Source organism: Nocardia sp. NPDC004568 (assembly GCF_040609955.1).
In the GTDB taxonomy this organism is placed as follows: Bacteria; Actinomycetota; Actinomycetes; order Mycobacteriales; family Mycobacteriaceae; genus Nocardia.
Genome location: NZ_JBEXLL010000010.1, coordinates 58,466 through 80,857, shown reverse-complemented (window position 1 = coordinate 80,857; position 22,392 = coordinate 58,466). Strand labels below are relative to the sequence as shown.

Annotated in this window: 19 protein-coding genes and 1 riboswitch; of the genes, 9 read left to right on the top strand and 10 right to left on the bottom strand. The window is 69.0% G+C overall.

The window, feature by feature from the left end; all coding sequences use genetic code 11:
• Positions 1-1,477: 1,477 nt before the first annotated feature.
• Together ABZV91_RS07870 and ABZV91_RS07865 are read right to left on the bottom strand one after the other, a co-directional pair.
• On the bottom strand, positions 1,478-2,311 hold the full coding sequence (locus ABZV91_RS07870; protein ID WP_355237115.1) for an acyl carrier protein: 834 nt from the start codon (positions 2,309-2,311) through the stop codon (positions 1,478-1,480).
• Positions 2,312-2,685: 374 nt separating this feature from the next.
• Positions 2,686-3,975 carry an erythromycin esterase family protein gene (locus ABZV91_RS07865; protein ID WP_355237112.1) on the bottom strand — a complete coding sequence of 430 codons (1,290 nt, stop codon included), beginning with the start codon at positions 3,973-3,975 and terminating at the stop codon, positions 2,686-2,688.
• 337 nt (positions 3,976-4,312) lie between these two features.
• On the opposite strand from ABZV91_RS07865, the gene ABZV91_RS07860 reads away from it, so the two are divergent.
• Complete coding sequence (locus ABZV91_RS07860; protein WP_355237109.1) at positions 4,313-5,059, top strand: histidine phosphatase family protein; 747 nt, start codon at positions 4,313-4,315, stop codon at positions 5,057-5,059.
• Between the two features lie 58 nt (positions 5,060-5,117).
• Positions 5,118-5,283, top strand: a riboswitch (FMN riboswitch).
• A gap of 75 nt (positions 5,284-5,358) precedes the next feature.
• Positions 5,359-5,805, top strand: coding sequence for a 6,7-dimethyl-8-ribityllumazine synthase (locus ABZV91_RS07855; protein WP_355237106.1), 447 nt, complete (start codon positions 5,359-5,361; stop codon positions 5,803-5,805).
• A 67-nt stretch (positions 5,806-5,872) separates the two neighbouring features.
• Here the strand turns inward: ABZV91_RS07855 and ABZV91_RS07850 are convergent, their stop codons facing one another.
• Complete coding sequence (locus ABZV91_RS07850) at positions 5,873-5,947, bottom strand: hypothetical protein (RefSeq protein WP_355237269.1); 75 nt, start codon at positions 5,945-5,947, stop codon at positions 5,873-5,875.
• A gap of 23 nt (positions 5,948-5,970) precedes the next feature.
• Between ABZV91_RS07850 and ABZV91_RS07845 the strand changes: the two genes are divergently transcribed.
• Complete coding sequence (locus ABZV91_RS07845; protein ID WP_355237103.1) at positions 5,971-6,198, top strand: hypothetical protein; 228 nt, start codon at positions 5,971-5,973, stop codon at positions 6,196-6,198.
• Between the two features lie 36 nt (positions 6,199-6,234).
• Here the strand turns inward: ABZV91_RS07845 and ABZV91_RS07840 are convergent, their stop codons facing one another.
• Complete coding sequence (locus ABZV91_RS07840; RefSeq protein ID WP_355237100.1) at positions 6,235-7,338, bottom strand: spore photoproduct lyase family protein; 1,104 nt, start codon at positions 7,336-7,338, stop codon at positions 6,235-6,237.
• Positions 7,339-7,501: 163 nt separating this feature from the next.
• Between ABZV91_RS07840 and ABZV91_RS07835 the strand changes: the two genes are divergently transcribed.
• Together ABZV91_RS07835 and ABZV91_RS07830 are read left to right on the top strand one after the other, a co-directional pair.
• The gene (locus tag ABZV91_RS07835) at positions 7,502-7,960 is read left to right on the top strand and encodes an SRPBCC family protein (protein WP_355237097.1); all 459 of its coding nucleotides are present in this window, start codon (positions 7,502-7,504) and stop codon (positions 7,958-7,960) included.
• A 163-nt stretch (positions 7,961-8,123) separates the two neighbouring features.
• A complete protein-coding gene (locus ABZV91_RS07830; protein WP_355237094.1) occupies positions 8,124-8,429 on the top strand; it encodes a hypothetical protein in 306 nt (101 codons plus the stop codon).
• A gap of 74 nt (positions 8,430-8,503) precedes the next feature.
• On the opposite strand, the gene ABZV91_RS07825 is transcribed toward ABZV91_RS07830, so the two are convergent.
• From ABZV91_RS07825 to ABZV91_RS07810, 4 genes are all read right to left on the bottom strand, one after another.
• Complete coding sequence (locus ABZV91_RS07825; protein WP_355237091.1) at positions 8,504-8,749, bottom strand: 3-hydroxyacyl-CoA dehydrogenase family protein; 246 nt, start codon at positions 8,747-8,749, stop codon at positions 8,504-8,506.
• 92 nt (positions 8,750-8,841) lie between these two features.
• The gene (locus tag ABZV91_RS07820) at positions 8,842-9,753 is read right to left on the bottom strand and encodes a serine hydrolase (protein ID WP_355237088.1); all 912 of its coding nucleotides are present in this window, start codon (positions 9,751-9,753) and stop codon (positions 8,842-8,844) included.
• Between the two features lie 111 nt (positions 9,754-9,864).
• Positions 9,865-10,323 (bottom strand): hypothetical protein, encoded by a 459-nt coding sequence (locus tag ABZV91_RS07815; RefSeq protein WP_355237085.1) that lies wholly within the window; start codon positions 10,321-10,323, stop codon positions 9,865-9,867.
• Between the two features lie 332 nt (positions 10,324-10,655).
• The gene (locus tag ABZV91_RS07810; RefSeq protein WP_355237083.1) at positions 10,656-11,681 is read right to left on the bottom strand and encodes a YafY family protein; all 1,026 of its coding nucleotides are present in this window, start codon (positions 11,679-11,681) and stop codon (positions 10,656-10,658) included.
• A gap of 63 nt (positions 11,682-11,744) precedes the next feature.
• On the opposite strand from ABZV91_RS07810, the gene ABZV91_RS07805 reads away from it, so the two are divergent.
• Positions 11,745-13,991, top strand: a complete 2,247-nt coding sequence (locus ABZV91_RS07805; RefSeq protein ID WP_355237080.1) for an ATP-binding cassette domain-containing protein — start codon at positions 11,745-11,747, stop codon at positions 13,989-13,991.
• Between the two features lie 81 nt (positions 13,992-14,072).
• Here ABZV91_RS07805 and ligA read toward each other — a convergent pair whose 3' ends face one another.
• Both ligA and ABZV91_RS07795 read right to left on the bottom strand, forming a co-directional pair.
• Positions 14,073-16,064 carry an NAD-dependent DNA ligase LigA gene (gene ligA, locus ABZV91_RS07800; protein WP_355237078.1) on the bottom strand — a complete coding sequence of 664 codons (1,992 nt, stop codon included), beginning with the start codon at positions 16,062-16,064 and terminating at the stop codon, positions 14,073-14,075.
• Positions 16,065-16,161: 97 nt separating this feature from the next.
• Positions 16,162-17,994 carry a GAF domain-containing protein gene (locus ABZV91_RS07795; RefSeq protein ID WP_355237075.1) on the bottom strand — a complete coding sequence of 611 codons (1,833 nt, stop codon included), beginning with the start codon at positions 17,992-17,994 and terminating at the stop codon, positions 16,162-16,164.
• Positions 17,995-18,185: 191 nt separating this feature from the next.
• Here ABZV91_RS07795 and ABZV91_RS07790 point away from each other — a divergent pair, with 191 nt between their 5' ends.
• From ABZV91_RS07790 to ABZV91_RS07780, 3 genes are all read left to right on the top strand, one after another.
• Positions 18,186-19,673, top strand: coding sequence for an aldehyde dehydrogenase family protein (locus ABZV91_RS07790; protein WP_355237072.1), 1,488 nt, complete (start codon positions 18,186-18,188; stop codon positions 19,671-19,673).
• A 99-nt stretch (positions 19,674-19,772) separates the two neighbouring features.
• A complete protein-coding gene (locus ABZV91_RS07785) occupies positions 19,773-21,182 on the top strand; it encodes an MFS transporter (protein WP_355237070.1) in 1,410 nt (469 codons plus the stop codon).
• On the top strand, positions 21,179-22,369 hold the full coding sequence (locus ABZV91_RS07780) for an FAD-dependent monooxygenase (protein WP_355237067.1): 1,191 nt from the start codon (positions 21,179-21,181) through the stop codon (positions 22,367-22,369). Before ABZV91_RS07785 ends, ABZV91_RS07780 begins: the two co-directional genes overlap by 4 nt.
• Positions 22,370-22,392: the final 23 nt, after the last annotated feature.

Genomic DNA, 22,392 nt, shown 5'->3' with positions numbered 1-22,392 from the left:
CGGCCGGTGAGCAGGCAGACGGCTTCGTCCACAGCGTCGAGTCGGCGAGGACCTCGTAGTGACATGGTTGTGACCGGATCGATGTGCAGTTGCGCCGACCGTCCTGCAGCACCCGACGAGCGGGCCGAGCGCAGCGCCGAACACCCACCTGCGCGGTGCCCGAGGCCTGTGAGCAGCGGCTGGACTCACCCGAGTAACAGCCGAACAGTATGCACGCAGCGGCGACTCGCGCCGCTTCTCATCCGTAGTCGCACCCGCTCCAAACGGCTCGGCAGCACGGCCGACGATCACCGGTCGTGCACCGCGCAAGGCCGGCCGGAGAGGTAGTCGACGTCGCTTCCGGCGACGGCACAGCTATCCACGTCGCCCACCGATGATGCCGGTCGGCTCGGACCGGCCGTCGGGGCCCCGGCACTGGACTCTGACATCACGCCCCTTCGGCGTCGATGATTCGAGGCTCACCGAACCGCGCGCATACCGATTCGGTACCTGGTCGGTCAATGGTTGAACTCACGCGCGACCCAACCGTAAAAGTTCTTCATTCGCCTATGGACATACGACGAACCGGAGACGATATGCGGGAGCATTATCCAGCGACCGATGCGTTGAGCGTGCCCATACGAGCCGCATGAGCAGCAGGGCTCCCGATACACAAATTATCGCAGCGGATGCATTGTGTGACAAGTTTCGATCGAGCCGGAGTCCCGGACGGTTCAGCCCTGACAACCCTCCCTCCGAACCGTGCGAAATACAGCCGCCTCAGCCTCAGGTAGAGCATCAGGCCGTCGAAGGTCGACAACAATACCCGGTCGCGGGTTCCAATTCGGTTTCAGGACGGCGGCAACTCGGGCATCGTTGTCACAAGACGTCGCCAACCTTTCGAAGGGGTCGGAATTCTCTGCGGAATCAATTCGGTGAAACTTCGCCAGCGTGCATCGAAAAACTCCAGTTCGATACGGTTCACACCGCCAAGATCTCACTGCGACAGCTGAAGCATGATCCAACGCGGTGACCACGAGCCCGGAATTCCTTCTCGAGTCGAGCATCCACGCCACGGACGGATCGAAGTCGGCAAGCCACAGCGTTGGATCAAACGGACCCTCAGGCGTTCGGCAGACTTGGCAGTGGCGGGAACCCTGCCGAGCCGAGGTCGCGGCTGGCGCTCACTGGTCGTGGCCGGATATTCCACTGGCCTGTTGACCTACGCCGGCTGTGTCGGATGTGGCCTCAGCGCCGCGAAACGGCGTGCCCTGCAACCATTGGTCGACCGGCTCACTGTCGCCGAGTCCCCTTGGACGTGCCGCCTCCCCCGTCGGTGGCCGCTACTGCGACGTGGCTTCGCCCCTATCCGGTCGGCGAAGTGGAATATTGCGAGTTCACAGGAGTTCCATACGCCACTCGGTTTTGTTGCCCGGGTTCAACATTGACTATCGACCGAATACGGGAACCGAGTTCCGGGTCTCGGACCGCTCCGGGTCTATGAGCGTGGAACTCGTTCAGTGGCTATCAGATCGGCGAGCTCGTCGATGGTCAGTTCGTACATGGACTGGATGGTCCACAAACCGCCGCGGCGCAGTCCGAATTCGACTTCGGCCCGATGGAAGATGCGGACCAACTCCAACGAACTCATCCCGTGGAGCACTAGGGACGATTTCGGGTCGATGTCTTCTATCGCTGGGCCGAACTCGCTGCTGATCAACGTCAGAAGCCACTGGAGTTCCGTTGCGGAGCCATTCCGGCCCCGAACTGCCTCCCGGCCGTTCGACGGCCGAGGTGGCGGCGCGGCACCCCCCAACGCCTCGCGTGTCGCCGCGGAGAACTCGTCCAGCGAAGCGTGGATCTGGGGATTCCAGCGGGCACAGATTTCGAGGTTCAGCTGTGGGTCCCGTCCCGACTCGAGATCCTCCACCGTTCGGTACAGGAACCGCTGGAATAGAACCACAGCTTCCTCAGCGCGACGTGCTGAGGCCAGTACTGCGTCCGGACCCAGTACGAATACCGTCGCGCACGAACGTCGTACGTTCTGGACCAGCGAATCGGCCGTATGCAGGCGACCCCTGATCGTGGCGGCATTCCGTCCCGGCCCGTGTATAGAACGCAACACTCCAGCCAGCTCGTCACGGGCTTGGACACCGGCATCGAGGAACGCGCTGTAGGCGTCGCAGCGCTTTTCGCGATGCCATTGCGCCTGGGTGCCGGTGACCTGCTGGCCGACCTGCCGTCGATTGAACCAACCGGTGACAGTCGCCGCCCCGCCCACGCCGGCTGCCCCGACGGCTGTCCCGATCACCGCTATCCACGCCGGATCCATTCCCAGAGACTATGTCGGCCAGCGTATTCGGCAGCCCACTACGGCTGATCGAATCGGCTCGAAGCTGTTTCGAGTACCTCTCACCCGCTGTACATGCTGATCGGCTCGAGCCACAGCCACAGAATTGGCGGTTCTCTGGCCACTGACCGACTGTGCGCAACCGAGCCGGCGAGGCCTGCGCGACGACAAGACCCCCGACGAGGTGGACCTCCCGGGCTCGCACTGAGCCCGCCGCGGCCGCGTCGATGCTTTCCGTCAGACCACCGGGCCACGACGGCCGAGGCGGCCCGTGTTCGGGCACTCGTGAAGCGGACAAAGGCTGCTCACCCCGAATCGACTCGGAGACGGCCCGGCTGGGCGGGAATCCTACGGCGTCACACCGAGGCTTCGCGGCTCTCGACGTCGGACACGGTCGAGGTGGCCGTGGCGAGGACGGCGTCGAAGGCGTTCACGACGGGGGTGTGGACGTAGGAACTCTGGATCCGGATGCGGTCGGGGCAACCGGACGTGTGCGCCCGAGCCCGGCGGAGATCGGCGAGGCCGAGATCGAGGCCGGCGTCGGCGAACGCGGCCTCGACACTGCCCGGCTCCGGTGGCGGCAGTGGTGTGTCCTCGATGGCGAATCCGAAGCGCGCGTCCTCGTCGGGGCGCATATCGGCGGTGTTTCCGGTGATACCGGTCAGCGCGAGGGCGAAGTAGTCGTCGCCCAGGCGGTCGTGCAGGTACTGCCCCATGGGCAGTCCTGTGAGGTTGCCGTCGAAGAAGACCGGCGTCCGCTGGATATGCGCGTTGTGGGCCGCCAGCACGACGCGGGCCTCGGGTCCGGAACGTTCCAGGTGCCACAGCACCGATTCGGCCATGAAGGCGTCGCGCGCCGAGGTGTCGGCGGTCAGCCCGCTGCCGGAGTACAGGCCGGCCATGGCCCGAAACCCGTAGTCGGCGTGACAGGCAGCCTCGAGCCGGCGCCGGGCGATCTCGTACTCACGCTGGTCACCCCGGGCTGTGTACAGCGGTGCGAGGGCACGGACCCGGATGAGCAGACGCGCCAGGATCGCGCTGAGAGCGTTCTGCTCCGCGGAGGCCAGACGGGCCCAGGCCGGTGCGGCCGCGGCCGCGGAGGCGCCGGCGAAGGACCCGGCGATCCGCATGGCCTCCCGGATCGCCGGGACCACCTCGGGATCGACCTGGCTCAGGTAGTCGGCGACCGGGGCCAGCGCGGGCAGCAAGGACCCGCCGGCCGCCGGAATATCTATCCCGGCGAACCGCACCGGCACCTCGGCCGTGGCGTTGTACCGGCGTATCCAGTGCAGCGGTTCCTCGACTCCCACCGGAATCGCCGCGGCCAGATGCGCCGCCAGGTCGTCGTCGGAACCGGCCCCCCGGCCCCAGGCGTCCAGAGCGAAGCCTTCGCTGAATCCGTATTCGAAGGCCAGGACGGTGAACCCACAGCGCTCGACCAAGAACCGCAGGATGCGCCGGCGCAGCAGCGAGAACTCGGTGATGAAGTGGGAGTTCTCGCCGATCGCGACGACACGCGCGGCGCCGATGGCGCCGCGCAGCGGCTCCAGGTCGTCCAACGGTGCCGCCGGGTCGAGATGCGCGAGTTGTACCGCATGGTCGCGGAGCAGGTCGGCGAAGGAGACAGGAGAGGACGGGGCGGGCATCCGGACGGCTCGATTCTGTTGTCGGAACGCGTAACAGGCGGTTCGGCGGGCCGTCGCACCAGGCCTGCCCGGAGCCGACCGGTGCGACCGTGCCCGTTCCTCGGGGGAACGCGCGGTCGGTGCCGACGCCGCGGCGGGCCGGCCGGGCCGCGTTGCCATAAGTGCGACTGTTGTCGCATTAAGATAGCGGCACGACTCACCGCGAGCAACCGCATTCACCGCGCGGACTCCTCGGGCACCACGACTCGCCCTCTGCCGACCGGCTGTCCGCGGCGGCGAAGTAGCCACTATCCGGAAATTCCGGACACCCGGGCGTCGACCGGTACATCCTCTGGGTATGAGTAAGCAGCCGCCCGCCGACCCCGAAATTCCCGGCGCGACCGGATCTCCCTGCGCGTATCGCGACACCGCGAGCCCCCGTCTGCTCTACGCCGTCCGGCACGGCCAGAGCACCATCAATGCCGGACTCCGGCCCGCCACACCCACCGAAGCCGACGATATGGTCGTCGAACTGACCGACCTGGGAGTGCGTCAGTCCGTCGCCCTCGGCCGATGGGCTGCCGCGCTGCCGGCCGGACAGCTCCCGGAAATCGTCCTGTGCTCACCGTATCGCCGGGCGGCGCGCACGTGGCAGCTCGCCGAAGCCGAACTCCGGGCAGCAGGCGTCGCGCTGCCCTGCCGCATGACCGACCCGCGGTTGTACGACCGCTTCCGCGGCACACTGGCGCATATTCCCGTCTCCGAGGTACGAGAGCGGTATCCCGAGCAGTATGCGGCCGAGCAGGCCGACCCCCTCGGCTATCGGCCACCCGGCGGTGAATCCTTCCTCGATGTCGCCGACCGCGTGCGGGGGGTGCTCGACCGCATCGCCGCCGATACCCGCCACCACCGGGTATTGATCGTCGCGCACGACGCGGTGATCCTGCTGCTGCGCCGCCTGCTCGAGCACCTCGACGACACCGCGACGCTCGCCGTCGCCGACCGGGGGCTGGCCGGAAACGCCTCGGTGACCGCGTGGGCGCGGGAGGCCGACGACTACCGCCTGCTGTACTACGACCACCGCGAGCATCTCCCGCGGACCTGACCGTCCGGCCGGACGCCGGCTTGTCCCGCGGTCGCGGCATTGTTACTGTCCGATTCGTACACGTTCTCAGGGCGGGGTGGAATTCCCCACCGGCGGTCATGGCATCCGGTCGGATCCGGTGCACGAGCCCGCGAGCGCCACGGTGTCCTCGGACACCGTGGGTCGAGCAGATTCCGGTGTGATCCCGGAGCCGACGGTCACAGTCCGGATGGAAGAGAACGCGGCATCGGAGCGCCCCCACGGGCGGCTCCTGTTCGCGTCGTCATGCCCTGGGTGACACAGCGAGCAGGAGGAACAGAATGTCACCCACACCGAACCGCATCGCCCTCGTCGCCGCCCGGTGGCACGCCGAGATCGTCGACCGGGCCGTCACGGCCTGCCGCGCCGGGCTCACCGAGCGCGGAATCGTCGATATCGACGTGATCGAGGTTCCAGGCGCCTTCGAAATACCGTTACGGATCCAACAATTGGCCGCCACCGGCCGGTACGCCGGCCTGGCGGGCTGCGCCCTGGTGGTGGACGGCGGCATCTACCGGCACGACTTCGTGGCGGCGACCGTGGTGGACGCGTTGATGCGCATACAGCTCGACACCGGTGTACCGGTCTTCTCGGCGGTCCTGACCCCCCATCACTTCCACGAACACGCCGAGCATCTGGAGTACTTCACCCGGCATTTCGAGATCAAGGGCGCGGAACTGGCCGCCGCGATCGCGGCCACGGTGTACGCCGAGCCGGCCGCCGTCTGACCCGAACGCGGAACGCCGCCGGTCGGGCACACCCCGGCGGCGTTCCGGTCCTCCGGATCGGAGCACCTCAGAGCGGCGAACCCCCGCCGTCCACGACGAGTTCGGCGCCGGTCGTGTAGGTGGCGTCGAACGCCAGGAACACCACCGCCCGCGCGACTTCGGCCGGTGTCCCGGACGCAGCATGTGGTCGCCGACGGGCGGGCCCTCGCCATCGTGCCTGTCGACGACCGGCGCAGTACGCTCCGCGCCGATCTCGCCGTGATCCCGATCGACGGCATCGAGCCGTGCCGGGTCACCGTGTTCACCCGCCGCGGCGAACGCGACCCGCTCGTCGCGAGCTTCCTGGGATCCGCGAAGGAGCATCTCCGCCGCGACCCCCACCGCGCCCGCTGACCGTTCCGGGCACGGTCCCGGTCGGCGCCGGACGGCTCAGAACGCGTAGCGCACCGTCAACCAGGGCGTCCGCTCGGCGATGAGACCGGTGAGGGTATCCACTCCGGCGGCTTTGACGTGGTTGCGGTAGCGCACGTTCCACATCCCCGAACCGGATCGTTTGGCCTGCTGGGCGGCCGGCTGCCACAGCAGGTCCTCGGCCTTCGGATGCCAGCCGAGGTTGACCTCGTGCAACTGTTCGTTGTGGGTGAGCATGATGATCTCCGCGGCCGCCTGCGCCTTGAAGGCGGACCCCGTGCCGTCGCACAGCTGCTCCAGCAGTTCGGCCCAGTCCCGCTCCCAGCCGGGGCGGACGACGACCGGGGAGAAGTTGACGTGGACTTCGTAGCCCGCCGCCACGAAGTCGTCGATCGCGGCGATGCGCTGCCGGATGGGCGTGGTGCGCAGATCCAGCAGCCGGGCGTCGGCCTCGGGCATGAGCGAGAACCGGATCCGGGTCCGGCCCCGCGGGTCCAGATCGAGCAGGTCGCGGTTGACGTATTTGGTGGCGAACGAGGCCTTCGCGGTAGGCCAGGAGCGGAACGCCGTGATCAGGTCGGCGACATTGTCACTGACCAGTGCGTCGATCGAGCAGTCGCTGTTCTCCCCCAGGTCGTAGACCCACGCGTGGGGATCGCACTGGTTCGGCACGGTCTTGGGCCCCTGCCTGCGCACATGCCGGCCGAGGTAGCCGACGATCTTGTCGATATTGGTGAATACCGTGATCGGGTTGGCGTAACCCTTGCGGCGCGGAACGTAGCAGTAGGCGCACGCCATCGCGCAGCCGTTGGATGTCGAGGGCGCGATCCAGTCGGCCGAACGCCCGTTCTCCCGGGCCGTCAGCGACTTCTTCACCCCGAGCACCAGGTCCTCGGTCTTGACCCGGATCCAGCGGTCGATATTGCCCGCGTTGCCGTGCAACCGGTCGATCTGCCAGTGGGACGCGACCGGAATGATCTCGGCATCGGGGAAGCGCGCACGCACCTGGCGGCCGCGCGGGCTCGCCAGCGCCTCCGGTTCGGCCCACAGGCGACGGACGTCCAGCAGGCGGGGTCCGGGTGTGGGCCGGGTCGGGCCCTGGGCCGCGGAAGAGGCAGTCATGATCCCTGCCTACTCCACACCCCCGACATTCCGGCGCCGACCGACTGCCGCGTGTCGGGAGACACTGCCGACACTCCCCCGGACGCCGCTCGCTTCCTATCCTGGAAGGACACGCGTAGTTCCTGGTCACCGAGACGAAGCCACCGCCAACACAGGAGCACCCATGGCCACTCTCCATTTCACGGAAACGACCGACGCGACACCCGAACAGTTCATTGCCGCGCTCACCGATTTCGGGCCGGGCCGCGAAAAACTGTTCGGCAACAGTGCCGACGAATACCTCGAGGTGCACCACCGCGGCCCCACCGAAGCCGACGTCACGGAGGGGTCACGCGGAATCTGGGAACGCCTGCACTACGACTGGTCGGACCCTCACCGGGTCGTCATGACGACCACCGACTCCAATCTCTGGGGTGGCCACTCCGGCCACACCTACACCTTCACACCCCGCCCCGACGGTAAGACCGACGTGGACGTCCTCGTGGTGCGCGAGGGCAAGAACCTGACGGGCCGGGCGCTCGGAGCCGTGGTCGGGTCCGTCGGCCGGGGCGTCCTGAGGAATGCGTTCCACAAGACGATCGAGGCCGTCGAAGCCCGCGACAACGGTACCGGCCGGAGCTGAGATCCGGCGCGAAAAGGCGGCGGTACCGGACGCTGCCGAGCGCCACGGGGCAGGTCGGCAATCGAAGGGGATCCGCCCGAAACGCCCTGCGTGTACCCGGACAGACCTACGATGTGAGCAGAGGATGGCATCCACTGTTTGCTGTGCGTCGTAGGAGCCGGCCATGAGCCCCCGAATCGTGCACCCGAACACACGACCGCAGATACCGCCCCGGCCGCCGCCCGGAGGACGGACCGGTGGCTCGCTGTCCGCCGAGCGCCCCGACGCGCCCCGTACCGACGATCGGAGCGTCGGCAGCCGGCTCGCCGGCCTGGATCGCGGCACGCTATTACTCGCGGTCGGTACCTGCCTGCTGTTCGGACTCTGCGTCACCGCGATATCGCATTCGGCGGTGCTGGCGACGACCGCTGTCGCCTGCATGGCAACCGGCGTGGCGGCGGTGCTGGTCATCCTGCGGCCCCCGTGCTGAACAGCGAGCCCGATGCTCCCGGCGGGCCGATCGGTCGCTCCCGGAACACGGCCGGCCGCCCGGGTCGTAGCGCGTCACCAGGTGTAGAAGCCCCTGCCCGGTCTTCCGGCCCAGATGCCCTTCGGCGACCTTCTCCCGCAGGATCCCCGTGGCGCGAATCGGGCACCGACCTCACGGGCGAGGTGTTCGGCGATGGCGAGCCGGACATCCAGACCGACCACATCGGTCGTACGCAGTGGACCCATCGGGTGTTTGTAACCCAACGTCATCGCCGCGTCGATATCCGCGGCGGAGGCGACGCCGTCCTCGAGCATGCGCATGGCTTCGAGTGCGATCGCGACACCCAGCCGTGAGGAGGCGAAGGACCGTCGCGGCCCTGCTACGTCGCGATCGGCGGCGGACGACCGCCCGGTCAGCCGACGGGCAACCCGCTGAGGATCGGGACGAAACCCCAGTCCATCACGCGTGCGGCGTCGGCCGCCGCGGCGGCCAGATCGTCGGGTGAGCTGTTCAGGACCACACCAATCAGCCGTTGCGCACCCCGGGAGGCTTCGAACAGCAGGCAGGTTCCGGCGGCATTCGTGGACCCGGTCTTGATTCCGGTGGTGCCGGGATAATCCCGGAGCAGCCCGTTGGTGGTCTCCCAGACGTGGTCCCGGTTCGCAGGACCCGCGGACAGGTGGTGGACCTGCGATCCGACGATCTCCCGAAAGACCGGATCGGCCATCGCGTGCCTGCCCAGCCGGACCAACTCCGCCGGGGTCGAGTAGGTGGCGAAATCATCGGGGGCCGGTAGGCCGCTGGGGTCGCTGAAATGTGTGTTCGGCATCCCCAGCCGCTGCGCGGTGGCGTTCATCTCGGCAATGAACGCGTCCGGCCCCGGCCCGAAAGCCTCGGCCAGGGCATAGGCGGCGTCGCACCCCGAGGGCAGCATCATCGCGTACAGCAACTCGCGCGCGGTGAGCACCTCACCGGGGGCCAGGCCCGCGGTACTTCCGCCGTAGGCGGCGGCATAGTCGACGGCGGCGCGCGACACCGTGACCGGACGCTCGAGATCGCCCGATTCGAGCACGACCACCGCCGTCATCACCTTGGTGATACTGGCGATCGGGACGCGGGTATCCGGCTGCCGCGACCACATGATCACACCGGTACCGGCTTCGGCCAGCGCCGCCGCCGGGGCCCGCACTCCCTCCGGTTGCAGTGTCAGCGGGAACGGAAGCTGAGCCGAGCCGCCGGGAACCGGGGCGGCCGCGACGGTGGGCGCGAAGACGACGAGTATTCCGGCGACGGCCGCCGTCAGTACACGGACATAGGTTCGCATCGCCATATTGTGTCGGCCGACCTCGCCGAACAGCGGGATTTGCGACGGGAGTCGCGATCGCTCACCCGGTCGACGAGACCGACCGCCGGCCGCCCCCGGCACCTGCGGCTGTCAGGCGTTCTGCCTGATCTCCGCGAAGCTCGCCCACTGGACTTCGGCGATATCGTTCGCCTCGTCGTTGAAGGTCGTATCGATCCACTCGATGATCTGATCCTCCACGTTCCGCAAAACGGACTCCGGCACATCGACCGGGGAGGTCATCTCGAGGGAGAAATAGGTGCGCTCACCCGGATCCTGGCCGGGATGCTCCTCGGCCCAGTCCAGATGCATCCGGTGCTCTCCTTCGGCTTTCGGCGCCAGTTCTGTTGTCGCCCGGTCGAATTCGGGGAACTTCGCCAGTTCGCCGACCGCGGCCGAGCGCACGGAATCGGCCTGCGCGGGAAGGCAGTACAGCTGGACAACCAGATAGCTACTCACGCTACCGGCCACATCCTCTCGGTTGATCGCATGGCAGTGCCGCTCGATCCGTGGAATCGGTGAACTCGCGGCCACGGCAGCATATCTCGGCATCGGCCCACTGTCGGCGGCGGCTCGAGTGCCGGCGTGCCATCCGTTCCCTCCACCGACAGACCGCGTCCCGATCGGCCGAGGAGGTGGCAGCCGAGGACCGGGCAGCGGAACCGGTCGGCGCACGGAAAGACTCGGGATATCGGTGGCCCGCGTACACCGTCCTACCCGGCGACCGGGTACCGCCGCAACCGCCCGGTGCCGGCACGGCCTCGGCCCTCGGCGTGTGCGGCGTCGCGCTGGTCGCCGGCTCGCCACCGCGACGGCACCGGCGACGACCGGCGCGAGCAGCGCCGGGATCGACGACCGGTTACGCCGACGACGACCTCGTACGGTTACGGGTCTGCCGGGTACCCGGCCGGGCCGGCGCGGCCGGCGGCCTCGTCGGATCGGACGCGCGCCCGGTCGGTGACCGCCGTGAGCAGGCGCCTCGCGAAGACTTCGAACCCGGTCCGGAAGTCCGCGGGCGCTCGTACGGTGAAATCGGCGTCGAGGAAAGCCAGTGCGCCGACCAACCACTGCCAGGTGTCCAGCCGGACTGTGACGCAGGCGTGCCGGTCGTCGTGGGCGGCGATATCCGCGTGCTGATAGGTCAGCACATCCGCGACCCGTTCCGGCGGCGCCGCGACCAGCAGGTCGACGCGCTGTTTACCGGAGTCGAGGCCACGCTGCAGGTACTCGACCGCGGAATCGGCCGGTAGTGGACGCGGCTCGTACCGCCCGCCGGTTCGTAGCAACTCGCCCATCCGGTCCACGCGGAATACCCGCCAGTCCGCGCGATCGGTATCCCAGGCCAGCAGGTACCAGCGCAGATGCTGATGGACCTGGCGGTAGGGGTGGACCCGTCGAGGGCTCGTCACCCCGCGGACATCGGTGTAGGTGAAAGTCACGATCTCACGGTCCGCACTCGCGGCGGCCAGCGTGGCGAGGTGGTCGGGCGACACCCCGGGCGCGGCGCGCCGACCCGTATCCAGACCGGCGCGTATCGCCGCCACGCGCGGCCGGAGCCGGGCGGGCAGGAACTGGTCGATCTTGCCGTAGGCGCGGTTCGCGGCGTCGTCGAGCCCGCCGGCGGTCGCGGGGCCGGTGGCGCCGAGCGCGGCGAGACCGAGCAGGGTGGCGATCGCCTCGTCGTCGTCGAGGAGCAGGGGCGGCATCGTGCGGCCGGCTCGCAGCCGGTAGTAGCCGCCCGGACCCGGGCGGGTCTCCACCGGATAGCCGTAAGCGCGGAGTCGCTCGATATCGCGGCGCAGCGTTCGCGGGCTGGTATCGAGCCGCCGGGCCAGATCCTCACCGGAGTAGGCGCTCCCGGTCTGCAGTGTCGACAACAGCGCCAGCATTCGTTCGGTCACATCCGCCACCCCGCCGATTCTTCCGGGAATCGTGGTCAGGAACCGGCCACATCTGTCCCTAGCGTCGACTGCATGGATACGAGCAGCATCACCATCCGTGGCGCGCGCACCCACAACCTGGCCGGTCTCGATCTCGATATCCCCCGCCATCGGCTGGTCGTTTTCGTCGGCCGATCCGGCTCCGGGAAATCGTCCCTGGTCTTCGACACCGTGGCGGCCGAGGCCGGCTACCAGCTCAACGAGACCTATCCCCCGTTCGTGCGCAATCGGTTGCCGAAATGGGCGCGACCGCCGGTCGACCGCATCGACGGGGTGTCGCCGGTGGTCGTGATCGATCAGCGGCGCATCGGCGGCAACGCCCGCTCGACGGTCGGTACGATCACCGACACCTGGACCTATCTGCGGCTGCTGTACTCGCGGATCGGTGAGCCGTGGGTCGGGGATTCCGATCACTTCTCGTTCAACGAACCGGCGGGCATGTGCCGGACCTGCTCGGGGTTGGGCGAGGTGGTGGTCAGCGCGACCGAACGGTTTCTCGACCTGGACAAAAGCCTCGCCGAGGGGGCGATTCTGCTGCCCGGATTCGGCCACGGCGGCTACTGGTACGACCAGTACGCGGGTATCGGCGTCTTCGACCCCGATACGCCGCTGCGGGAATGGGGACGAACCGAGCGTGACGCACTGCTGTACGGCGGCGCCGCCGCGGCGCGGCTGGGCAACCGTCCGCCCGGGGACTACGAAGGAATAGTCGAGCGGTTCGAACGAATTCATCTGCACACCTCCGACAACCTGTCCGAGCGCAAACAGGAGACGATCCGCCGGTTCACCCGCGCCGAATGCTGTGCCGCGTGCGGCGGTGACCGGCTGAACGAAAAGTCGCGCGCTGTCACCGTGCTGGGTCGCACGATCGGTGAGATGGCCCGGATGGAAGTGGGCGAACTCGCCGGACTCGTGGCGACCCTCCGAGTGCCGCGGGTCGCGCCGGTGGTCGAGGCGCTGTGCGCCCGGCTGGACGCGATGACCACCATCGGACTCGGCTACCTCACCCTCGGCCGCGCCACCACGACACTGTCCGGGGGCGAGTCGCAACGCGTCAAAACGGTGAAACATCTCGGTTCGAGCCTCATCGAAATGACCTATGTGGTCGACGAACCGACCGTCGGCCTGCATCCCACCGATGTGGCATCGATGACCCGGCTGCTCGCCCGGCTCCGTGACAGCGGCAACAGCGTGCTGGTGGTCGAACACGATCCGGCCGTGATGGCGTGTGCCGATCAGATCGTGGAACTCGGTCCCGGCGCGGGCGCCGAGGGAGGCCGGCTGGTGTTCCAGGGCGCATTCTCCGACCTGCGCGACGCGGATACACCGACAGCGCGCGCACTGGCGCGGCAACGCACGGCCCGCCGGGAGCCACGGCAGGCGACCGGCAAACTCACCGTGGCCGAGGCGTACCGCAACAATCTGCGGGGGGTCACCGTCGATATCCCGACCGGCGTACTCACTGTGCTCACCGGCGTCGCGGGCTCCGGAAAATCCAGCCTGGCCGCCGAATTCGCCGCCCGGCACGAGGCGACGGTGCTCGATCAGAAACCGGTGAGTGCCACGCGCCGATCCACTCCGCTCACCTACACCGGGATCGCTCCCGCCGTCCGCAAACTCTTCGCCCGGCGCAATCGGGTACCCGCCGCGTTGTTCAGCGCCAACTCCGCGGGGGGCTGCCCGGACTGCGGCGGGCTCGGTGTCGTCCATACCGATCTCGCGTTCCTCGACGGGCAGGAGACCATCTGCGACAGCTGCCACGGGCGACGCTTCACCCCGGAAGCGCTCTCCCACACGGTGGACGGCCTGTCCATCGCCGATATCGACGACCTCACCGTCGCCGAGGCCATCGCACGGCTGCCCGAGCCGGCGATCACCCGGGCCCTGGAGCGGCTCGCCGAAGTCGGCCTCGGATACCTGCGGCTGGGCGAACCGCTGAGCGGACTGTCCGGTGGCGAATGTCAGCGGGTGAAGATCGCCAGAGAACTCCGGGAAGCCGCCGAACCCGCGGTGTATCTACTGGACGAACCGACCACCGGTCTGCATCCGGCCGATATCGAGACACTGTTGCATGTGCTCGACGCCCTGGTGGACGCCGGCCACACCGTGGTCGTCATCGAGCACAACCCCGAGGTGATCCGGCACGCGGACTGGCTGATCGACCTCGGTCCCGGCCCGGGCAGACACGGCGGAACGGTGCTCTTCGAAGGACCGGTGGCCCACTACACCGGCCACGCGTCGCCCACTTCCCGCGCACTCGACGCCGCGCACCGTGCGTAGCCGGTCGGCGCGGGGCGCGCGGGTCCGACGACCGCGGCCCCACACCGGTTCGCCGGCTCTTTTCGGCCGGTCCGCCGACGTCTAGACGACGTTGGCGGCGATCAGCAGATTCCAGATCTTCTCCTGATCGACGACTTCCACGCCGAGTTTCGCGGCCTTGGTCAGCTTGCTCTCGCCCACTCCCGCGCCGGTGACGAGCAGATCGGTGTTGGCCGAGACGGAGGAGGCCACCGTGGCCCCCGCCCGCTCGCACAGGCGTTGGAAGGTCGGGCGGGCGACCTTCTCGCCGGAGCGTGGGTCGCTGATCGCGCCGGTGATCACCACCGTCGTGCCGTCCAAGGGCGCACCGGCCGCGACGACCGGTGGCAGGTCCTCGTCGAGCACGTCCAGGTTCACGCCCGCGGCGCGCAACCGTCGCAGTTCCGGACGCAGCCGGGTGAGGTGCTCGACCAGGGACGCCGCGACCTTCGGGCCGATGTCCTCCACCGCCACGAGTCGTTCCTCACCCGCGTCGGCGACCTCTTCCAGGGACCGGAAACCCGCCCGGGCCAGGCGGGCGGCGGTGCCCTCCGAGGCCATCGGGATCGCCAGACCGATCAGCGCGCGGCGCAGACCCACTCCTCGGGAGGCGTCGACCGAGTCGATCATGCGTGCGGCCGAGGTCTCGCCGATGCGGTCGAACTCGAGCAGGCGCTCGGCGGTCAGCGTGTAGAAATCCGAGGGACGCTCCAGAATGCCCGCCTCGGCCAGGCGTTCGATCCATACCTGGCCGAAGGCCTCGATATCGGCCGCCGGCCGCGACGCCCAGTGGATGAGCCTGCGTACCGTCTGCGCGGGGCAGGAGACATTGGTGCAGAACAATTCCCGGCTGTTGCCCTGCTCGGTCACCGGCTGCGCGCAGGACGGACAGTCGGTGGGCGGCACGATCTCGCGCTCGGCGCCCGTACGTTTCGAGGCGTCGAGGACGCCGGCGACGAACGGGATCACATCACCCGCGCGGCGGACCAGCACGGTGTCACCTACCTTGATATCGCGGGCGCGGATCACCTGCTGGTTGGCCAGTGTCGCTTTCGTGACCGTGGTACCGCCGACGAACACCGGCTCCAGCCAGGCGACCGGGACGATCTTGCCGGTCTTGCCGACATCCCAGACCACCTCGTTGAGCAGGGTGGTCTTCTCCTCGGCGGCGAACTTGAACGCCAGCGCGCCACGGGGGCTGTTGGACCGGGTCCCGGCCGCGGCGTAGGCGTCGCGGTCGGCCAGCCGCAGCACGGCGCCGTCGATGTCGTAGTCCAGATCGTTGCGGCCCTGCTCGATCACGGTGATCGCCGCCTGGGCCTGCTCGGCGTCGGCGCAGATCCGCATCTGCGCCCCCGCGATCCCCAGCGCCCGCAGCCCCTCCGCCAGATCGGCCGCGGCACCGCCGGCGGAGGTATCGAGGTCGAAGCCGAAGAACCGCAGCCGCCGCTGCGCGACCGTGGCCGGGTCTTTTGCCCGCAGGGTGCCCGCCGCGGCATTGCGCGGATTGATCAGCGGCTTGTCCGGGTGCGCGGAGTTGTAGCCGAGGAAGGTCGACCGCAGCATCACCGCCTCACCACGCACCTCCACCCGGCCCGGCAGGTCGATCCGCTCGGGAACACCGTCCACCAGCGCCCGGACCAGCATCGTCACATCGTCCCCGGTGGTGCCGTCACCGCGGGTCACGGCACGCACGAACCGCCCGTCCTCGAAAACCAGGGCCAGCGACAGGCCGTCGAGCTTGGGCATCACCACCACCGGCTGGCCGGGAAACCGATCGAAGAACGCCGCGACCTGATCCGTGGTGGTCGCCTTCTCCAGCGACAACATCGGCCGCGAATGCCGGATCGGAGCGTGCAGCACGGCGGGCGCACCGACCTGCTCGAGGGGGTTCGGGTCGGGCGCGAGATCGGGATGCGCCTCGATCAGGCCTCGTAGTTCATCCTCGATCGCGTCGTATTCCGCGTCGGCGACCAGCGGCGAGCCCCGGTAATAGGCGTCCCGCAGCGCCACCACACGGTCCGCGAGCTCTCGGATACGTTCCCCAGTGTCCACACCACCAGACGCTACCGAGCCCCACCGACACTCGGATCGCCCTGCCCGCCCGGACGGCCGGACCGCGGCGGCTGCCCGGGGTGTCCCGGACGGCGAATCATCGGCCCACTCCCCCGACCGCCGCCGGTGCGGCGTCACGGCCGGCGTTCGCGACATCGCGGAGAGTGAGAGCGGTACCGAAAGTCACGACCGTCTCCAGATCCGCGAAGTCGCAGTGGGTGAGCTCCTCGATCCGGTGGATACGCTGTTTCACGGTGTTCATGTGGATGTGCAGTGCCGCTGCCGTTTCGGGCCGGTTCAGTCTGCACCGGAGGTACGCCTCGAGGGTCTCGACGAGGTGGGTCCGATGGGTGCGGTCGTAGGCGGTCAAGGGCGCCAGGACCCGATCCGAATAGGCCGCCAGCTGGGCCGGGTCGTCGAGTTGCAGCAGCAGGCCGGCCAGGCCGAGATCGCCCAGTTCCACGACCGCGCCTCGATTGCCCGACCGGGCGGCGACTTCGAGTGCGCCCCTGGCGACACGGTAGGACTGCGCCCAGGTACCCCCGCCGTCGGCGAGCGCGACACTCGCGGTGACCGACCGCGACGCCGTCGCCAGCGCTGCCCGGACGCGCTCGGCCACCCGGCGGCCCACCACCTCGACGGCACCGGCTTCCGTCTCGGCGCCGTGCGGCCACAACACCACGATATGCCCACGGTGCATGGCTGCCAGCGGTCGCGGATGGTAGCCGCGGACCAGTTGGGTCACCGAGGTGAGGGCGCGGGAATAGGTGCGGAGGTCGGCTTCCGCGCCGTCGATCGTCATCGATCCCACGATCGCGCAGTGCGGGCGGGACAGGTCGTGGCCGAGCCGCTGCGCCCTGCGTATCGCCTCCTCGGTGACCTCGCCGCCGGTGAGCAGTTCCGCGAGCAGTTCACCGCGGAGCCGGTGCTCGACCTCTGTCCCGGTGCGGACACGGAAGAGTTCGAGCGAGATGACCAGCGCCGCGTGCTCCACCGCGCGCTCGCCCAGCGCGTCGAGCGGCCCCCGGTCGCCCGGGTACCAGAGCCGGGCGACCACCTCACCGTCGAGACGTACCACCGACACCCAGAACGTGCCCGGTTCCGTCGAGACCGCGACGGGTTTCGCCGAGACGGCCGCCGGGATATCGGCGTCGCCGCGGTAGCGCGGATCGGGCAGTCGCGCGAGGTCTCCCGTCGTCGCGAGCACGGCTCCACCGGCGTCCTCGACGAGCAGCGGTCGCGCGATCAGCTCGCCGAGGACCTCGGCGATACCCGGCAATCCCCCGGACCGGAGTGTCACGTCGAGCAGCCGCTCGTGGATCTGTTCCGATCGGGTCAGCACGTCGCGCTGGGCGCGTAGAGACGCGTTGAGCCGGCTCAGCTCCGCGAGCCGGCGCGCGGAGGTGAGGGCGATCGCCGCGTGGTTCGCGAGCAGCGACATCCGCTCCGTCTCGTAGTGGGTGAAGGTGTGAACCGGTTTGTAGTACCCGTTGAGGGTGCCGAGGACATGTCCCGCCGCGACGAGCGGCACCGACACCATGGCGCGGTATCCCTGGTCGCGGGCCACATCGCCCCACGGGCCGAACCGCGGTTCGGCCGCGATGTCCCGGATGACCACCGGCCGGCCGGTCCGGAACGCGCGGGTGGAGGGCGCGGTGCTGTCCAGCCCCACCGGCCGGTCGGCGTTGATCCGGGCGACATAGTCGTCGGACAGCCCGCTCCAGCCGGTGATGAGCAGACTCTCCTCGGTAACACCCGGGGTGAGGACGCCGCAGAAGTCGAAACCGAGTAGTGAGCGGGCCGTCGCGGCCACCAGGTCGAGCACCTCGCGCAGCCCGTCGCCCGACACCGCGGCCGCACTGAGTGTGCGCAGGCTGCGCAACCAGGTCACCAACTCGGCGGAGTGGCCGCCGCTCTGTCCTTCGCTCACCGGCCCAGACTGACACACTGTGTACTGATCGGACATACATTTCTGGCAACTGTGTAGCTCGAGACATTGAGGTGGCGCACGCCGGATTCGATACTCGATGGGCGCCCACGGTGTGACGTGGTTCTCTACCAGAGCACCAGTCGTCACGTCCGGGCGCTCCCATCGACACACGATACGAAGGGCTCGGCGCCATGACCGACACCACGACCGACCTGTCCCCGGACCGGAGCGCGGCAACCACACGCGAAATCCTGGATCCGTCCACCGGTGCGGTGATCGATATCGTGGCCGAACAGGGCGCCGACGCCGTCGACGAGGCAGTCCGGACCGCCCGCGCGGCATTCGAGTCCGGTCCGTGGCCGGCTCTGCCGCGCAGCGAACGCGCGAAACTGCTGCTGCGTATCGCGGACGCCGTCGACGCCGCCGCCGAGGACCTGTTCCGGCTCGAGACCCGCAACAACGGCCGGCCGGTCACCGAAACCCGCGCCCAGCTCTCCCGAGTGCCCGAATGGTTCCGTTACAACGCCGCGCTGCTCGCCGCCCAGCGCGACGCCGTCCTGCCCGGTGACGGACCGTATCTCACCTATCAGCGCCGCGCGCCGCTCGGCGTATGCGGCATCATCACGCCGTTCAATCATCCGATGCTGATTCTCGCGCGCAGTCTCTCGGCCGCCCTCGCGAACGGCAACACCGTGGTGGTCAAGCCCTCGGAGACCACGCCGCTCACCAGCCTCGCGCTGGCCCGGATACTGCGGGAGGCCGGACTCCCCGACGGAGTCGTCACCGTCGTCACCGGCGGCCGCGCGGCCGGCGAGCGGCTGACCCACCACCCCGACGTCGCGAAGATCACCCTCACCGGGGGCACCGAGGCCGGCCGTTCGGCCGCCGTCGCCACCGCGTCCCGTTTCGCGCGCGTCACCGCCGAACTCGGCGGGAAGACACCGATCATCGTCTTCGACGATATCGATCCGGTCGTCGCGGCCGAAGGCGCGGCATTCGCGGCGTTCGTCGCCGCGGGCCAATCCTGCGTCGCCGGATCCCGGTTCCTCGTCCAGCGCGCGGTCTACGACGAGTTCGTCACCGCACTCGCCGCGCGGGCCCGCGCCATCCGGATCGGCGATCCCGCCGCACCCGGCACCCAAATGGGTCCGCTCATCAGCGCACGCCAGCGCGACCGCGTCCGCGAACTCGTCGGTATCGGTGTCCGGGAAGGCGCTCGCCTCGTCGCGGGCGGCGGCGTCCCCGACCTGCCCGGGCCGCTGCAGGGCGGGTTCTTCCTCGAACCCACCGTGCTCGCCGACGCCACCAACGACATGACGGTGTCCCAGGAAGAGATCTTCGGCCCCGTCGCCGTCGTCATCCCGTTCGACAGCGAACAGGAAGCCGTCGCGATGGCCAACGACAACCGCTACGGACTCGGCGCCGGCGTGTGGACCCGCGATATCGCCCGCGGACACCGCGTCGCGGACCGGATCGTCGCCGGCATGGTGTGGGTCAACGATCATCACCGGCTCGAACCGTCGCTGCCCTGGGGCGGGGTCAAGGAGTCCGGTATCGGCAAGGACGCGGGAACCGAGTCCTTCGACGACTTCTCCTGGATCAAAACCGTCGTCGTGCGCATCGCCGACGACCACGTCGACTGGTACGGCAGCCCGGACGACAACACCCGCCTCAACTGATCCACCGACGCCACGTCCACCCCGGCGACCCCGCCCGGGGCGATGCCGCGCGCCCACCTCCCCTTTTTCGACCACGCGACCTTCGCGGAAGGAGCGTCGATGATGACGCAACAGACCGGTGCGGGCACCGTGCGCACCGAGATCAGCCGGATGCAGTGGCTGGTACTCGTCGGTACCACCCTCGGGTGGGGCCTGGACGGGTTCGCCGGCAGCCTCTATGTCCTGGTCCTCGGACCGGCCATGTCCGAACTGCTGCCGCACAGCGGAATCACCGCCGACAGCTCGGCGATCGGCTTCTACGGCGGCCTCACCGTCGCGCTGTTCCTCCTCGGCTGGGCGGTCGGCGGGATCCTGTTCGGCATGCTCGCCGACTATTTCGGCCGCACCCGGGTCCTGTCCCTCGGCATTCTGACCTACGCGGTGTTCACCGCGGTCGCCGCGTTCGCCGATACCTGGTGGCAGATGGGCATCCTGCGCTTCATCGCGGGCGTCGGCTCCGGCGTCGAGGCACCCGTCGGCGCCGCGCTCATCGCCGAGACCTGGCGCAACCGGTATCGCGCCCGGGCAGGCGGTGTCATGATGTCCGGCTACGCCGCCGGATTCTTCGTGGCCGCGGCCACCTACGCGTTGCTCGGCGGTCACGGCTGGCGAATGATGATGGCCCTCGCGGTCGTTCCCGCGCTGCTGGTCTGGTTCATCCGACGCTATGTTCCGGAACCACCCGAGATCGAAGCGAGCATCCGGGCGCGCAGGCACCGCAAGGATCGCGAGAAGACCACCGGCGAGGACGTATTCGTGCTGCGGCGCCTGTTCTCGGGGCAGCTGTTGCGGCCCACCCTGGTATGTACCGCGCTGGCAACCGGTTCGCTGATCTCCTTCTGGAGCGTCTCGACCTGGTACCCGCAGATCATCCGGCAGATGACGGCGAACGACGCCGCGGTACCCGCCGGCACCGCCGACCACCGGGTGGCACTCGCCTCGATGCTCTTCAACGCGGGCGGGATCCTCGGTTACGCGTCGTGGGGTTTTCTCGCCGAAGCGCTCGGGCGGCGCCGCACCTTCGCCCTGAGCTTCGTCCTGTCGGCCGTAGCGATCGGCTACGTATTCCCCTTCGACCACGATTATCTCGGCTTCCTCATCGCCATGCCGGTACTCGGTTTCGGATTGTTCGGCGCCCTGTCCGGCACCTTCATCTACGGCCCCGAGGTCTTCCCACCGAGCGTGCGGGCCACCGCCCTCGCCGTGGTCAACAGTGTCGGGCGGGTGATCACCGCGGCCGGCCCGCTGGTCGCCGGCGTGATCGCGACGTCCTGGTTCGGCGGTGACCTCGGCCTCGCCACCGCCGCGATCGCCGCATTGGGCCTCGTCGCTTTCGTCGGACTCGCGTTCGCGCCCGAGACCCGCGGCGAACCGTTGCCCACCGACCCTCCGCCCCCGGTCTCCACCGGCACACCGGAGCCCTCCCATCCCTCCGCACCGGCCGCGGGCCGAGAAGAGAGCCACTCATGAACACCTACGACTGCGCCCGGGCGATCGTCGTCGGCGGATCCATCGGCGGACTGACCACCGCGTTGCTCCTGCGCGACCTCGGGTTCTCCGTCGATGTCTACGAACGCACGCCGACCGCCCTCGACGGGCGCGGCAGCGGCATCGTCCTGCAACCCGATACGGTGCGCTGGTTCACCGAGCGCAGCACCCAGCAGCTCGCCGACCTGAGTACATCGACCTCGTACGTGCAGTACCTGGACCGGGCGAACACCGTCGTCTACCGGGAGGAACGCACCTGGACCTACACTTCGTGGGGGACCTTCTACCGGGCGCTGCTCGCGGATTTCGGTACCGAGCACTATCACCTCGGCGAATTCGCCTGCGGCTTCGATCAGGACGACGACGCGGCCACCGTCCGGTTCGTCAGCGGCCGTACCGAAACCGCCGACCTGGTGGTCTTCGCCGACGGCATCACCTCGGTCGCCCGCGCCCACTTCGACCCGGACGCGACGCTGCAGTACTCCGGCTATGTGGGTTGGCGCGGGACCGTCCCCGTCCGCGACGTCTCCCCGGCCACATCGGAACTGACCGGGGATGCCATCACCTACAGCGTGGTGCCGAACTCCCATCTCACGCTGTATCCGATCCCGGGTGATGAGGGCCCGGGACCGGAGCACCGGCTGATGAACTATGTCTGGTACCGCAATGTCCCCGCCGGCCCGGAGCTGACCGAACTGCTGCTCGACAAACGCGGTTTCGCGGGGACGGTATCGGTCCATCCCGGCCAGGTACAGGATCGCTTCATCGCGGAGATGAAAGAGACGGCGGCGGCCGTGCTGGCGCCGGCCGTCGCGGAGGTCGTCACCGCGACGGAGCAGCCCTACCTCCAGGTGGTTTCGGACTGTCGCGCCGCGCGCACCGCTGTGGGGCGGGTGGCGTTGATCGGTGATGCCGCCTGTAGCGCGCGTCCGCACGCGGCGGCGGGTACCGCGAAGGCCGCGGCGGATGCCTGGGCACTGGCCTCGGCACTGGCCGACGCCGACGGGCATATCGCCGCGGCCCTGGCGAAATGGGAGCCCGGCCGGCTCGAACTGAGCGCGTCGCTGCTGGCCCGGGTACAGGCGATGGGCACCCGCTCCCAGTTCACCAACACCTGGACGCCCGGCGATCCCGCCCTGCGCTTCGGCCTCTACGGGCCGGGGCACTGACCCACCTTCCTTTCGAGACAGGA

Bases quoted from the DNA above. Each gene is read 5' to 3' on its own strand.
- ABZV91_RS07870 (WP_355237115.1), bottom strand. From the start codon at position 2,311: ATGGATCCGGCGTGGATAGCGGTGATCGGGACAGCCGTCGGGGCAGCC.
- ABZV91_RS07805 (WP_355237080.1), top strand. From the start codon at position 11,745: ATGGATACGAGCAGCATCACCATCCGTGGCGCGCGCACCCACAACCTG.
- ABZV91_RS07840 (WP_355237100.1), bottom strand. From the start codon at position 7,338: ATGACTGCCTCTTCCGCGGCCCAGGGCCCGACCCGGCCCACACCCGGA.
- ABZV91_RS07830 (WP_355237094.1), top strand. From the start codon at position 8,124: ATGAGCCCCCGAATCGTGCACCCGAACACACGACCGCAGATACCGCCC.
- ABZV91_RS07860 (WP_355237109.1), top strand. From the start codon at position 4,313: ATGAGTAAGCAGCCGCCCGCCGACCCCGAAATTCCCGGCGCGACCGGA.
- ABZV91_RS07835 (WP_355237097.1), top strand. From the start codon at position 7,502: ATGGCCACTCTCCATTTCACGGAAACGACCGACGCGACACCCGAACAG.
- ABZV91_RS07790 (WP_355237072.1), top strand. From the start codon at position 18,186: ATGACCGACACCACGACCGACCTGTCCCCGGACCGGAGCGCGGCAACC.
- ABZV91_RS07865 (WP_355237112.1), bottom strand. From the start codon at position 3,975: ATGCCCGCCCCGTCCTCTCCTGTCTCCTTCGCCGACCTGCTCCGCGAC.
- ABZV91_RS07815 (WP_355237085.1), bottom strand. From the start codon at position 10,323: ATGCCGAGATATGCTGCCGTGGCCGCGAGTTCACCGATTCCACGGATC.
- ABZV91_RS07780 (WP_355237067.1), top strand. From the start codon at position 21,179: ATGAACACCTACGACTGCGCCCGGGCGATCGTCGTCGGCGGATCCATC.
- ABZV91_RS07855 (WP_355237106.1), top strand. From the start codon at position 5,359: ATGTCACCCACACCGAACCGCATCGCCCTCGTCGCCGCCCGGTGGCAC.
- ABZV91_RS07785 (WP_355237070.1), top strand. From the start codon at position 19,773: ATGATGACGCAACAGACCGGTGCGGGCACCGTGCGCACCGAGATCAGC.
- ABZV91_RS07820 (WP_355237088.1), bottom strand. From the start codon at position 9,753: ATGCGAACCTATGTCCGTGTACTGACGGCGGCCGTCGCCGGAATACTC.
- ABZV91_RS07825 (WP_355237091.1), bottom strand. From the start codon at position 8,749: ATGCGCATGCTCGAGGACGGCGTCGCCTCCGCCGCGGATATCGACGCG.